Annotated in this window: 13 protein-coding genes; 9 read left to right on the forward strand and 4 right to left on the reverse strand. The window is 66.3% G+C overall.

Annotation, left to right across the window (positions count from 1 at the left end; genetic code table 11):
• Nucleotides 1-55: 55 nt before the first annotated feature.
• Both HOP53_RS13110 and HOP53_RS13115 read right to left on the reverse strand, forming a co-directional pair.
• Nucleotides 56-2,944 (reverse strand): insulinase family protein, encoded by a 2,889-nt coding sequence (locus HOP53_RS13110; protein ID WP_234270465.1) that lies wholly within the window; start codon nt 2,942-2,944, stop codon nt 56-58.
• The gene (locus HOP53_RS13115) at nt 2,941-3,624 is read right to left on the reverse strand and encodes an SOS response-associated peptidase (protein ID WP_234270466.1); all 684 of its coding nucleotides are present in this window, start codon (nt 3,622-3,624) and stop codon (nt 2,941-2,943) included. The genes HOP53_RS13110 and HOP53_RS13115 overlap by 4 nt, the downstream gene beginning before the upstream one ends.
• Before the next feature lie 161 nt (nt 3,625-3,785).
• On the opposite strand from HOP53_RS13115, the gene HOP53_RS13120 reads away from it, so the two are divergent.
• A complete protein-coding gene (locus HOP53_RS13120; RefSeq protein WP_234270467.1) occupies nt 3,786-4,403 on the forward strand; it encodes a TetR/AcrR family transcriptional regulator in 618 nt (205 codons plus the stop codon).
• Complete coding sequence (locus HOP53_RS13125; protein ID WP_234270468.1) at nt 4,400-5,119, forward strand: 1-acyl-sn-glycerol-3-phosphate acyltransferase; 720 nt, start codon at nt 4,400-4,402, stop codon at nt 5,117-5,119. The genes HOP53_RS13120 and HOP53_RS13125 overlap by 4 nt, the downstream gene beginning before the upstream one ends.
• Here the strand turns inward: HOP53_RS13125 and HOP53_RS13130 are convergent, their stop codons facing one another.
• A complete protein-coding gene (locus HOP53_RS13130; protein ID WP_234270469.1) occupies nt 5,120-6,406 on the reverse strand; it encodes an HlyC/CorC family transporter in 1,287 nt (428 codons plus the stop codon).
• Nucleotides 6,407-6,481: 75 nt separating this feature from the next.
• Entirely contained in the window at nt 6,482-7,282 is an 801-nt protein-coding gene (locus tag HOP53_RS13135) for a cytochrome C assembly family protein (RefSeq protein ID WP_234270470.1), read from the reverse strand.
• Nucleotides 7,283-7,575: 293 nt separating this feature from the next.
• On the opposite strand from HOP53_RS13135, the gene ffh reads away from it, so the two are divergent.
• From ffh to HOP53_RS13170, 7 genes are all read left to right on the forward strand, one after another.
• Complete coding sequence (gene ffh, locus HOP53_RS13140; RefSeq protein WP_234270471.1) at nt 7,576-8,985, forward strand: signal recognition particle protein; 1,410 nt, start codon at nt 7,576-7,578, stop codon at nt 8,983-8,985.
• Nucleotides 8,986-9,303: 318 nt separating this feature from the next.
• A complete protein-coding gene (gene rpsP / locus HOP53_RS13145) occupies nt 9,304-9,552 on the forward strand; it encodes a 30S ribosomal protein S16 (protein ID WP_086508976.1) in 249 nt (82 codons plus the stop codon).
• Between the two features lie 22 nt (nt 9,553-9,574).
• Complete coding sequence (gene rimM, locus HOP53_RS13150; RefSeq protein ID WP_234270472.1) at nt 9,575-10,132, forward strand: ribosome maturation factor RimM; 558 nt, start codon at nt 9,575-9,577, stop codon at nt 10,130-10,132.
• A gap of 38 nt (nt 10,133-10,170) precedes the next feature.
• The gene (gene trmD / locus HOP53_RS13155) at nt 10,171-10,944 is read left to right on the forward strand and encodes a tRNA (guanosine(37)-N1)-methyltransferase TrmD (RefSeq protein WP_234271052.1); all 774 of its coding nucleotides are present in this window, start codon (nt 10,171-10,173) and stop codon (nt 10,942-10,944) included.
• Between the two features lie 150 nt (nt 10,945-11,094).
• Nucleotides 11,095-11,451 carry a 50S ribosomal protein L19 gene (gene rplS / locus HOP53_RS13160; protein WP_010630212.1) on the forward strand — a complete coding sequence of 119 codons (357 nt, stop codon included), beginning with the start codon at nt 11,095-11,097 and terminating at the stop codon, nt 11,449-11,451.
• A 128-nt stretch (nt 11,452-11,579) separates the two neighbouring features.
• The gene (gene xerD / locus HOP53_RS13165) at nt 11,580-12,482 is read left to right on the forward strand and encodes a site-specific tyrosine recombinase XerD (RefSeq protein WP_422677611.1); all 903 of its coding nucleotides are present in this window, start codon (nt 11,580-11,582) and stop codon (nt 12,480-12,482) included.
• A gap of 3 nt (nt 12,483-12,485) precedes the next feature.
• Nucleotides 12,486-13,241, forward strand: a complete 756-nt coding sequence (locus HOP53_RS13170) for a DsbC family protein (RefSeq protein WP_086508979.1) — start codon at nt 12,486-12,488, stop codon at nt 13,239-13,241.
• Nucleotides 13,242-13,251: the final 10 nt, after the last annotated feature.

The following is a 13,251-nucleotide window of genomic DNA, read 5'->3' on the forward strand; positions in this document are numbered from 1 at the left end:
TGCGCCCGGCCATCGGCCGGGCGCAGTGCGTTCTGAGGTGCGGTTTCGGTTCAGGTCAGTCGTCGGCTTCCGGCAACGGCTCCAGGTGCCGGGTGAGGGCGGCGACGTCGCTGGGCTCGTCGCCCGGATCGTAGGCGATGGTGGCGATGGAGCGCTCGGTCAGGCTCGGCCAGGTCTCGCGTAGATCGTCGGCCGTCACCGCCAGGACGCGCTGAGCCAGCCGCTCGCGACGGTCGAAGCCGGTATCGCCAAACGACAGCGCGCGCCACAGGCGGTTGGTCAGTCCTGCAAGGCTGGTATCGCGCTGCAGCAGGCCGTCGTGCACGGCCTGACGGTAGGCGGCCAGGTCGGCGTCGTCCAGCTCCGTCAGACGCTGGCCGAACTCCACCAGGAAGGCGTCGATGTGCTGCTTGATCTCATCGCTGGGAACGTCGGGGGACTGTACCAGCAGGCTGAGCCCCGGGGCATCCAGTAGCGGCGAGTAGCCGGCGCTGACCACATAGCCCAGCTGCTCCTCGGTACGCAGGCGCTGATAGAAGGGCGTGTCGATCAGCTGCCCCAGTACCGCCAGGCGCGCCTGACTGTCGAGTGAGCGGTCGCTGCCCTGCAGATAGCGCAGCACCAGCGACTCCTCGCGCGTCGTATGCGGGTGCAGGATGGGCAGCGCCTCGTCGATGCGCAGCGGCGTCAGGTCCGGGATCGCTTCTTTCGCCAGCGTGGGAGCCAGCATCTCGGCGACCAGCCGCCCCTCGCGCTTGGCCAGTTCGGCATCCAGGTTGCCGAGGGCCAGCGCCTGCAGGCGCAGCTCGCCGAGGAAGGCGTCGCGGAAGGTGCGCAGATCCTCCACCGTCAGCTCTCGGCTGGCGTCGAGCAGGCTCTGGGTCGGCCACTGAGGACGCATCAGCGCTTCGGCCAGGGTGCGATGGCCCTGGCGGAACAGCGCTGCCTGCGGGGCATTGCGCCATTCGCGCTGCAGGCGATAGCGCACGCGTTCGAAGCTGGCCTCGTCGATGTCGCCGTCGCGCAGCTGCTCCAGGGTGCGGCGCATCACTCGGTCCTGACGGTCGCGCCAGCCCGCAAAGGCCAGCGTGATACCACGGGCGTGGGGGTAGGCCTCGACATCGTGGCCTGCCAGTCGCGCCGCATAGAACTCCTCGTTGAGGCTGTCGTCCAGCCAGCCTGCCAGCAGGTGGGCCAGGACGGCGTGCCGCGGGTCGCTGCTGGCCGTGGGATTCTGCAGGCTGAAGCGCCACTCGACCTTGGGCGTGTTGAAGCTGGCATCTGCCATGTGCCAGAGCTCGAAGCCCGATTCCTCCAGCAACTGCGCGGGTCTTTCGTCCTGCTGGTCGAGCAGGGCCAGGTCTTCGGCGATGAACGGATTCGGCGCTGGCAGGGCGAGTCCCGCCAGGGGCTGAGAGGTGCTCGCCTCGGGCTCCACTTCGCGCCAGGGGGTGTTGAACCAGGGTGACGTCTGCTCGCCCTCCACTTCGGGACCACTGTAGACCCGCAGCAGCAGCTCGGGGCGCAGGGCGTCGAGATAGGTGTCGATCAGGTCGGGCTCGAAGCCGTCCATGCGATAGGCGGCGTACTGCACGTCTTCCACCGGGAAGCGCGCCAGGTTCATGGCCAGTCGCATGGCGCTCTGCAGCGGTGAGCCATGCTGCTGGAAACGGAACTGCTGCTCGGCGAGCTGGGCCTGCTCGTCGTAGCGCCACGCCTCCAGTCCCTGTTCGCGGATCTGCTCGATGGCGGCGAACAGGGTGGCCTCGATCTCGTCGATGCGTTCGGCCCCGGCCGGCGTCAGGCTGACACTGACGGTGAACAGCGCATGGCGCTCGTCGCCACGTCCCACGCCGGCGGAGAGACCGTCGGCCAGGCCCGCGTCGCGCAGTACCGCGAGCAGGCTGCCTTCGCCCTCGTGGCCGAGCAGATGGGCGAGGTAGTCGGCGGGCTTGTGGCGGTAGTGCTGGAGTGAATCAGGCACCGGAAACATGAAGCGCACATGGCGGCTGTCGCGCACCGATTGCAGCTCCACATGGCGCGGCAGCGCCGTCTCGTCGATCAGCGGCTCCTCGATCACCGGGCGCTCCAGGCCGCGATCGGCAATGTCGGCGAAGCGCTCGGCCACCATGGCTTCCAGCTCGTCCAGCGGCTGCGGACCCACCAGCGTCAGGTGCATGACGTTGGCGTCGTAGTAGCGCTCGTAGAACTCGATCACCCGCTCGCGCAGGGTCGGCTCGCCGGCGGGCGGGTCGGCCAGGGTCTCACGACTGCCCACCGAGAAGCCCGTGGTGGGGTTGGCGGGGTTGAGCACCTGATTGAGCACGTCGTTCTCGCGGCGACCATCGTCGCGGATGCGCGCCATGTACTCCGAGTGCACGATATTGCGTTCGCTCTCCAGCTGATCGGCATTGAACAGCGGTGTGAGGAAGAACTGGCTGAAGCGATCCAGAGCGCCGGGCAGCGCGGCGGGTTCGACCTCGAAGAAGTAGTTGGTGTCCTGTGGCGCGGTGAAGGCGTTGTGGCTACCGCCGTGACGACGCAGATAGCCCTGGTAGGCATCGGCTTCGGGAAAGGGTTCGGTGCCGAGGAACAGCATGTGCTCGAGGAAGTGCGCTAGCCCGGCCAGATCGTCCGGATCCTGGGCGCTGCCCACGCCGACGTTCATCGAGGCGGCGGCGCGGTCGGCCGTCACGTCGCTGACCAGCAGTGCGGTCAGGCCGTTTTCGAGTGTCACTACCCGATAGTCGCGATCATCGTGGGGGCTGACGTGGGGCTCGACGGCCTCCTCAATGGCCGCTTCATAGCCATGTGCCGCTTCCTCGGCCTGCTGCGCCTGGGCCAGACCCGGGAGCAGCAGGCCGGTAAGCAGCAGGCCGGCAAGCCAGGGCAGGGGGCGCCGAGGGCCACGGCCTGGCAGGGTCGGTTGGGACTTGAGCATCATGTCTCCTGTTCGTTCCAGCGCAACATGGGGCCTGTGGGGTGTGCGCAGGCGGGATCCTGGTTGTTGGGATCGTTGACCCTTCTTGATACCGGAAAGGCGCCCAACAGTTCCCTTGGCGCAGGACGCAGCAGCGTCCGCGCCGTTTCCGTCGGCGTCTCGGGGTCGAGCCAGCGCTGGGCGTCGTCGGCAGCGATCAGCGCCGGTAGCCGGTCGCCCAGCGGGGCCAGGAAGTCGTTGGTCGGTACCGTCACCAGCGCCATCGAGTCGGTGTGCTCTACCAGCGTAGTATGGTAACGGCACCAGATGCCGGCCAGCAGCAGCGGGGCGCGATCGATCCGGGTGACCAGAAACGGCTGTTTGAAGCGAGGCTGCATCTTCCACAGATAGACCCCACCGACCGGCACCAGGCAGCGGCGAGCGCCGAAGGCCTCGCGAAACATGGGGCGAGCGTCGAGGGACTCGGCGCGTGCGCAGTGCGGGGCGTGGTCGAGCACGGTCAGCCAGGCGGGGGTCAGCCCCCAGAACACCGGCCTCGTGCAGGCCCTGTCCGCTTCCCGACGAATGTGCGTCAGCGTGCGCCTGGGTGCCACGTTGGCACCAGTCAGCAGGGGAGTTTCCTGGCACAGCTCGGGTAGCAGTCGAGTTAGGTCGAGCTGGGGGATATACAGGCGGCCGGCCATGGAATCTCCGGGTATCGGGGTGGCGTCAGGGTAGCCAAGTCGAGGGGTAGTGAACAAGGCTTCGCTCGCAATGGTCGAAAACAGTGTTCGATGTGCGCTATCCTACGCTACCGTGCGAAGTAATCCGCCCACGAGATTGGTAACGTTCTGCGAGGAACTCGATGGCTCGTCCCCGACAGCATGCGCCCGAAGCGCTCCATGCCCAGGTCATGGCGGCATGCGATGACTGGCTGCAGAGCAATCCCGTACACGCGCTCTCGCTGCGAGCCCTGGCGCGTGAGGTGGGCTGTGCGCCGAGTACATTGCTCAAGCTCTACGGCAGCTTCGGCAACCTGTTGCAGCATGTAAACATCGAGACGCTGGCGCGTCTGCGCATGGTCATCGAGCCGCTGACCGAGGGCGTGGCGCCGGAACGGCAGATGCGCTCCCTGGCGCTGGCCTACTGGCAGTTCGCCCAGCGCGAGCCGTTTCGCTGGCAGCTGCTGTTCGATTATCCGCTGGCGCAGGAGGGCGAGCTCGACCAGCGTCAGTCGGACATGATCGAGGCGCTGTTCCTGCGCGTGGAGAACGGCTTGAAGGAGTATCAGCCGGCGCTTGGCGATCTCGAGGCCAGGCGCCTCGGGCGCACCCTGTGGGGCAGCGTGCACGGCTTGGTACAGCTTGGCCTCAACGAACGTCTGGGCTATTGGCAGAGTCAACAGCTCGAGGTGCCGGAGCTCCTCGACCAGCTGCTATCCACTATCCTCGCCGGCCTGAAGCATAGGTCCGATATCGCGTGAATCTCGTCTTGTACGGGCTGCTTGCCGTCATGCTGACCGCCGGCGGCTGGCGCATGGTGCGCAAGCCGCGGCCTGTCATTCGCTATCTCATCTTCCTGCTGATCCACTGCTGCTATCGGCTGCGCCTGCGCGGGCTCGAGCATATCCCCGCCAAGGGGGCCGCCGTGGTGGTGTGCAACCATGTCAGCTTCATGGATGCGCTAGTGGTCGGCGGTGCGAGCCCACGTCCGCTGCGCTTCCTGATGGACCGGCCGATCTACGAGTCGCCCTGGCTCAACTGGCTGTTCCGTCTGGTGGGGGCGATACCGGTGGAGTCCGACCGGCGCGACCCCGGCAGCGTGCGACGTGCGCTGGAGGAGGTCAGCCGGGCGCTGCGCAGCGGCGAGGTGGTGATGCTGTTCCCCGAAGGCCGTCTGACGCCTGATGGTGAGGTGCATGCCTTTCGACGCGGGCTGGAGACGATCCTGGCCCGGGATCCGGTGCCGGTGATCCCCGCCGGCCTGGCCGGCCTGTGGGGCTCGTGGACCTCCCATTGCAACGGCCCAGCACTGTCCAAACGGCCGCGCCGCTTCCGGGCCCGGGTGGCACTCTATTTTGGCAAGCCGATTCCGCCCAGGCTGGCGCGGCGTGAACGCCTGGAGGCGCAGGTTCGCGTGCTCAAGGGCGAGGCCGATGGCTGGGCCTGTCGGCACGGCCTTGGCGCTCCCAAGCGCTGATCAGGGCTGACGCTGGCGGCTGCTGCGTACCGTCTGCCAACAGCGCGCCGCGGTGATCAGGTTGTCGCGTACCTCGAGTATCTCCATGCGCACGCTGCCGATCTGCAGGCAGGCCGGGCCGTCGGGGAAGGCTTCCAGGTGCTCGAGAATCAACCCGTTCAAGGTCTTGGGGCCATCGGTGGGTAGCTTCCAGCCCAGGGTGCGGTTGATATCTCGAATGTTGGCGGTACCGTCGATCACGTGACTGCCGTCGTCCTGGCGATGGATCTCCTGATCCTGGCCGGCCACGTCGGTGGTGAACTCGCCGACGATCTCCTCGAGAATGTCCTCCAGCGTGACCAGCCCCTCCACGTCGCCGTACTCGTCCACCACGATGCCGATGCGGCGTTTCTGTTTCTGGAAGTTGAGCAGCTGGGTATGCAGCGGCGTCGACTCGGGAATGAAGTAGGGTTCGCGGGCCTCCTGCACGATCGAGGCCTTGGTCACCTCGTCCCGAGACAGGAAGCGTGCCGCATTGCGCAAGTGCAGCATGCCGATGATGTTGTTGATGTCGCCCTTGAACACCGGCAGGCGGGTGTGCTGACTGGTGCGGATCTGGGTCAGGATGGTCTCCAGCTCGTCGTCGAGGTCGATGCCCACCACCTCGTGGCGCGGCACCATGATGTCGTTGACGGTGACGTTCTCCAGATCGAGGATCGACAGCAGCATGGCCTGGTGGCGATGGGGGATCAGCGTTCCCGCCTCGTGCACCACGGTGCGCAGCTCGTCGCGGGTCAGGCTGTCGCCGCCCCCTTCGATGCTCTTGATGCCGGTCAGCTTGAGCAAGCCGTTGGAGATCGCATTGACCAGCCACACCAGCGGATAGAGCAGCTTGAGCAGCGGTTCCAGAATCAGCGAGGCGGGATAGGCAACGCGCTCCGGCTTGATCGCGGCATATGTCTTGGGGCTGACCTCGGCGAAGATCAGGATCACGATGGTGAGCAGCAGCGGGGCGATGGCGGGGCCGGTGACCTCGCCGAAGAAGTGGATGGCCAGCACGGTGGCGATGGCGGCGGCCAGATTGTTGACCAGATTGTTGCCGATCAGGATCACGCCGATCAGCCGGTCAGGGCGCGCCAGCAGTCGCAGGACCCGGCGCGCTCGACTGTCGCCGCTGCTGGCTTCGTGATTGAGCCGATAGCGGTTGATCGACATCATGCCGGTCTCGGAGCTCGAGAAGAAAGCGGAAAGGCAGATGAGCAGGAAAAGCAGGCCGAACAGTAATCCCACTGGGAAGTCGTCGCTCAAGGTCGTTGGATCCTCGCTGGCGTGTCAGCCCCGTTTGTAGGGATTCGCTCCGGCAGTGTCAAGGCGACCTACGCTTCAGGTACGGTTGAGGATGACTTCAAGCACGAACTTGCTGCCGAAATAGGCCAGTAGCAGTACGGCGCAGCCGCCCAGGGTCCAGCGCACGGCGCGCATGCCGCGCCAGCCCAGTATGTGATGGCTGATCAGCAGGATGGCGAAGATCACCCAGGCCGCCAGCGAGAGGATGGTCTTGTGGGCCAGATGCTGGGCGAACATGCTCTCGACGAAGGCGAAGCCGCTGACGATCGACAAGGTCAGCAGTGCCATGCCGGCCCAGATCAGCTCGAACAGTACCCGCTCCATGGTGGTCAGCGGCGGCAATACCTGCACCACGCCGCGGGTATGGTGGTGGCGCAGGGCATGATTCTGCAGCCCCAGCAGGACCGCCTGGCAGGCAGCAATGAAGAGTACGCCGAAGGCGAGTGCCGAGCTCATGGCGTGCAGGGCGATCCCCGGGGTCATGCCGCCGGTGCGCTCAGGGCTCGGCAGGCCCACGGCCAGCAGCAGGGCGATGCCGGAGATGGGAAACAGCCCGACAGCCACGCTCAGCACCGGCTTGGCCAGACTCACGCCGAGCAGCAGGATGACCATGATGGCGGTCAGCATCACCGCGCTGGTGGAGAGGCCGGGCATCAGGCCGGGGCTCTGATCGATCAGCTTGAAGGCCACCGGCAGATGAAACAGCAGACCCAGCAGGCCCAGCACGCGAACCAGGGCCGGGCGCTGCGGCACGCGCCGCAACAGCGTTAGCCCTTGCCAGGAGGCTGCGCCCAGATAAAGGATGAAGGCCATGAGGGCCAGGGGAAGCGCCTGCATCAGTGTCGTCCGTGCGCCGTCGCCAGCGTCAGTGCCTCTCGGGTGGATGGAGTCTGCCGAGGCCACTATACCCAATCCTCGCTGCGGCGCACAGCCGTGGACGGGGCGCGCATGCATGGAGACTGGCCGCCGCAGCGCGTATAATGTCGCCCAGACTCTTCAAACCGCTTTATCAGGGCTGTTTCCTCAGCGTGCGCCAGCGTGTCACCACCTGTGTGACCCCTTGTCGCAGACACCTCCCGAACGCCGTGAGGTATCGCCCCGAGCCGACAGCCTGACAGCCGGAGTGGCTTATGTTCCAGAATCTCAGTGAGCGCCTTTCCCAGACGCTCAAGTCCATCAAAGGTCAGGCGCGCCTGACCGAGGACAACATCAAGGACACGCTGCGCGAGGTGCGTCGGGCGCTGCTCGAGGCCGACGTCGCCCTGCCGGTGGTCAAGGCCTTCATCGAGCGCGTGCGCGAGCGCGCCGTGGGTCAGGAGGTGTCGAAGAGCCTTTCGCCGGGGCAGCAGTTCGTCAAGATCGTCCAGCAGGAGCTCGAGGCGATCATGGGCGAGGCCAACGAAGGGCTGTCGCTCAAGGGTTCCCCGGCGGTGGTGCTCATGGCCGGCCTGCAGGGGGCGGGTAAGACCACCTCGGTGGCCAAGCTGGCGCGCTTCCTCAAGGAGCGTGAGAAGAAGAAGGTGCTGGTGGTTTCCGCCGACGTCTATCGCCCGGCGGCCATCGACCAGCTCGAGACCCTGGCCGGCGAGGTCGGCGTCGACTTCTTCCCCTCGCGCAGCGACCAGAAGCCGGTCGACATCGCCGAGGCGGCGATCAAGCACGCCAAGATCCAGTTCCACGACGTGCTGCTGGTCGACACCGCCGGTCGCCTGGCCATCGACGAGGCCATGATGGCCGAGATCGCCGAGCTGCACCGCGCCTGCCAGCCTCAGGAAACCCTGTTCGTGGTCGATGCCATGACCGGTCAGGATGCCGCCAACACGGCCAAGGCGTTCCACGAGGCGCTGCCGCTGACCGGCGTGATCCTGACCAAGGCCGACGGCGATGCCCGTGGCGGTGCGGCACTGTCGGTGCGTCACATCACCGGCAAGCCGATCAAGTTCATGGGCGTGGGCGAGAAGATCGACGCCCTGGAGCCCTTCCACCCGGATCGGGTGGCCTCGCGCATCCTCGGCATGGGCGACGTGCTGTCGCTGATCGAGGAGGCGGAGCGCACGGTCGACAAGAAGAAGGCCGAACAGCTCGCCAAGAAGGTCAAGAAGGGCGAGGGCTTCGACCTCGAGGACTTCCGCGACCAGCTCCAGCAGCTCAAGAAGATGGGCGGCATGGGCGGTCTGCTCGGCAAGCTGCCGGGCATGGGGCAGATGGCCGAGCTGGCCCAGGGGCCCGGACCCGAGAAGGAGCTCGGCAAGCTCGAGGCGCTGATCAACTCGATGACGCCCCAGGAGCGGCGCAAGCCCGAGATCATCAACGGCTCGCGCAAGCGCCGCATCGCTGCGGGTGCCGGCCTGCAGGTGCCCGACCTCAACCGTCTGCTCAAGCAGCACAAGCAGATGCAGAAGATGATGAAGAAGGCGGGCAAGAAGGGCGGCATGCAGAAGATGATGCGCGGCATGTCCGGCATGATGGGGGGCGGCGGTCCGGGTGGCCCCGGCGGTATGGGCGGCATGGGTGGTCCCGGCGGCCTCCCCTGGCGCTGAGTCCGACGTGGCTGCGCGGAGGTCTGATTCCATGGGCAGTGCCCGAGACGCTCGAAAAGGGGTTTCAAAGCGGGGCTGATTTCCGTAGAATGCTGCGTCTTCATGGCAGGACCGTGGCTAAGCCCGGCTGCACGCTTGTAGGAAGTCCTTGTAAGAAGCCCTTGCAGTTGCAAGAAGCGCTTGCAAAGAAAGTGACCGAATGACGCGAAAGCGGGTCCACGGACCCGCTTTCCTGGCAGAAGCCGAGTACCCTGGCCGTTCGCCGGGGCCGGCGCATCGGTATTTAAACGTAACCTCAACCGAAGGATAGTCAACGCCATGGTTACCATTCGTCTGGCACGTGGTGGCGCCAAGAAGCGTCCCTTCTACCACCTGACCGTGACCGATTCACGCAACTCCCGCGACGGCCGTTTCATCGAGCGTCTGGGCTTCTTCAACCCGATCGCTCGCGGTCAGGAAGAGCGCCTGCGCGTCGATCTGGATCGCGTCGCTCACTGGCAGGGCCAGGGCGCACAGATGTCCGACCGCGTGGCCGAACTGGTCAAGGAAGCCCGCAAGCAGGCCTGAGCCTGTGCAGTTCGGTGACGTCATGAGCGAGCAGACCGCACGCAGCGAACGCGACGACCATGTGGTGCTGGGCAAGTTGACCAGCCCCTACGGCGTCAAGGGCTGGCTCAAGGTCTACTCCCATACCGGCCCGATGGACGGCATCCTCGAGTATTCCGAGTGGGTGCTGCGCCAGGGTGGCACCCTGAGTCGCCATCGTCTGCTGCAGGGGCGGCGTCACGGCAAGGGCCTGGTGGCCCTGCTGGAAGGCGTCGATTCGCGCGAGGCCGCCGAGCGCGTGTCAGGTGCCGAAATTCTGCTGCCCAAGACGGAGCTGCCCCAGCTCGAAGGCGACGAATACTACTGGCACCAGCTCGAAGGGCTCACGGTCGTGACCCGTGAGGGCACGGTGCTGGGACGTGTCGCTTATCTGTTCGAAACCGGCGCCAACGACGTGCTGGTGGTCAGGGGCAACCCGCAGGGGGAACCGCCGGCCATCGATGATCGTGAGCGTCTGCTGCCTTTCCTGCCCCACGAGGTGATCGTCGAGGTGGATCTGGCGGGCGGTACCATGACCGTCGACTGGGATCCGGACTTTTGAGCCTGGAGACAGAGGCCGGGGCGAGCGCAGCACCGGACATGTGGGTCGGTGTGGTATCGCTGTTTCCCGAGATGTTCGAGGCCATCGCCCGGCACGGTGTCACCGGGAGAGCGGTCAGCCAGGGGCGTGTGGCGCTGGAGTTCTGGAACCCGCGCGACTACGCCACCGACAGGCATCGCACCGTGGACGACCGGCCCTATGGCGGCGGCCCCGGCATGCTGATGAAGGTCGACACCCTGCGCGCGGCCATCCATGCCGCTCGCCAGCGGGCGAGCGAGGCCACCGGCCAGAGACCCAAGGTCATCTACCTGTCGCCCCAGGGGCGCAGGCTCGACCAGCAGGGCGCTCGCGAGCTGGCTTGCGGCCCCCCTCTAGTGGTGGTGGCCGGGCGCTACGAAGGTATCGATGAGCGCATCGTGGAGAGCGACATCGATGAAGAGTGGTCGATCGGCGACTATGTGCTCAGCGGCGGTGAGCTGCCGGCCATGGTACTGATCGACGCCGCGGCAAGACTGGTTCCCGGCGTGCTGGGACATCAGGACTCCGCGGTCGAGGACTCCTTCAACGAAGGGCTGCTGGACTGCCCGCACTATACGCGCCCCGAAGAGATCGACGGGCGGCGGGTGCCGGAGGTGCTGCTCAGCGGCCATCACGGCGAGATCCGGCGTTGGCGGCTCAAGCAGTCGCTGGGCCGGACCTGGCTGAGGCGCCCCGACCTGCTGGAAGGCAGGACGTTGAGCGCCGAGCAGCAGACGCTGCTCGAGGAGTTCATCGAAGAATACGCCCTGTCAGGTGGCAGGGCGGAGGTGTAGGACGCGAGGCGCTGAGCCCTGGGGGGCATGCATCGTGGACCTGCGTCACCCATCATCTCCCGCGCTCTCGAGCCAGGCTCGGGCGCCGGGATCACGCGCCACCGTCGACCTTGTAAGAAGCGGCGGCGCCGAATAGTGAGGAGTTTTGTCATGAGTAGCAAGAACAAGGTGATCCAGGCGCTCGAAGCCGAGCAGATGAGCAAGCAGGTGCCGGATTTCGCCCCGGGTGACACCGTAATCGTGCAGGTCAAGGTCAAGGAAGGTAACCGCGAGCGTCTGCAGGCCTTCGAAGGCGTGGTGATCGGCAAGCGTAACCGCGGCCTGAACTCCGCCTTCACCGTGCGCAAGATCTCTCACGGCGTGGGCGTCGAGCGTACCTTCCAGACCTACAGCCCGCTGGTCGACTCCGTCGAGGTCAAGCGTCGCGGCGACGTGCGCCAGGCCAAGCTGTACTACTTGCGTGAGCGCAGCGGCAAGTCTGCTCGTATCAAGGAAAAGCTGTCGTAACGAAAGCGTGCGCGGGTCGTGCTCGAATCCGGCACGTTCGTGGTTTCGTTGTGCCGCAAGCCCCGCCACCGCTCACGCGGGGCGGGGCTTAGTCGTTTCAGGCCGTACCTGCGTATGGAGAATGGGGCATGTCGCATGACGCCCGATCCTTGGTCCTGATCGAGTCCTTCCTCGATGCCCTGTGGCTCGAGCGTGGAGCCAGCGAGCACACGCTCTCGGCCTATCGTCGCGACCTCGAGGCCTGGGCGGCGCGGTTGGCCGAGCTGGGCGGCGACCTGCTGGCACCGGACCAGGCGCTGTTACCCGCCTGGCTCGACGAGCGGCGGGCCGCCGGCTACCAGCTGCGCAGCAATGCCCGGCTGCTCTCCAGCCTGCGTGGTTTCTATCGCTGGGCCCTGGCCGAGGGGCGCATCGAGCGCGATCCGCTGGCCGAGGTGCGTTTGCCGCGGGTGAGGCCCAACCTGCCCGATACCCTCGACGAGGACGAGGTGGAGCGTTTGCTGGCGGCGCCGGACCTGGCCACCGATCTCGGTCTGCGCGACCGCGCCATGCTCGAGGTGCTTTATGGCTGCGGCCTGCGGGTGTCGGAGCTGGTGGGGCTCAGCGTGGATGCCGTCAACCTGCGTCAGGGTGTGGTGCGGGTGCGCGGCAAGGGGGACAAGGATCGGCTGGTCCCGTTGGGGGAGGAGGCCGTACACTGGCTGACACGCTACATGCGCAGTGCCCGTGGGGCGCTGATGAGCGACGCGACACGCCCCGCGCTTTTCCCCGGACGTGGCGACAACTGCATGACGCGCCAGACCTTCTGGCATCGGATCAAGGCCCATGCGCGCACCGCGGGAATCACGCGGCCGCTGTCGCCACATACGTTGCGGCATGCGTTTGCCACGCATCTATTGAATCATGGAGCCAATCTGCGTGTCGTACAGCTGCTGCTCGGTCACAGCGATCTGTCGACCACGCAGATTTACACCCACGTTGCGCAGGCGCGACTCGAAGCCCTGCACGCCGACCATCATCCTCGAGGCTGAATCATGATCGCGTTAACCCATCGTCTAGCCGGCTCCCTGTTCGCCCTGGCCGTTCCCCTGGCGTCGCTGCTGCTGCCTGCCGCTGCCTGGGCCGGTGCCGCCGAGCGACTGGCCGAGCGGCTGGAAGTCAACGGCCAGCCCATGCCGGTCGCCAGCGTGCACGAGACCCCGGTGCCGGGCTTCTACCTGGTACGCCTGGAGACCGGCGAGGCCTTCTACAGCGATGCCGAAGGCAAGTACTTCCTGGTCGGCGACCTTTACGAGAACGGCCAGGGTGGGCTGACCAATCTCACCGAGCAGTCGCGCAACGTCGAGCGGGCCGAGCAGCTTGCCAACGTGCCGGAGAGCGAGCGCGTCGTATTCCGTGGCACGGCAGAGAAGCGGGCCGAGATCTTCGTCTTCACCGATACCACCTGCCCCTACTGCCGTCAGTTCCATGAAGAGGTGCCGACCCTCAATGAGATGGGCATCGAGGTGCACTACCTGGCCTTTCCCCGTGCCGGCATGAACTCCCAGGGCGCGCGGATTCTCGAGCAGATCTGGTGCGACGGCAATCCTACCGAGGCGATGAACGCGGGCAAGCGACAGGAAACGCTGTCGGGCGGCACCGACTGCGACAATCCGGTCGAGGCACAGTATCATCTGGGCATGACCGTGGGCGTGCAGGGAACACCGGCCATCGTGCTGCCCGATGGGCGGCTGGTACCGGGCTACGTGCCCGCCGAGCGCCTGGCCGATATGCTCGGCCTGGCGGAATGAGGGCAGACCG

Source organism: Billgrantia ethanolica (assembly GCF_021404305.1).
Lineage (GTDB): Bacteria > Pseudomonadota > Gammaproteobacteria > Pseudomonadales > Halomonadaceae > Halomonas > Halomonas ethanolica.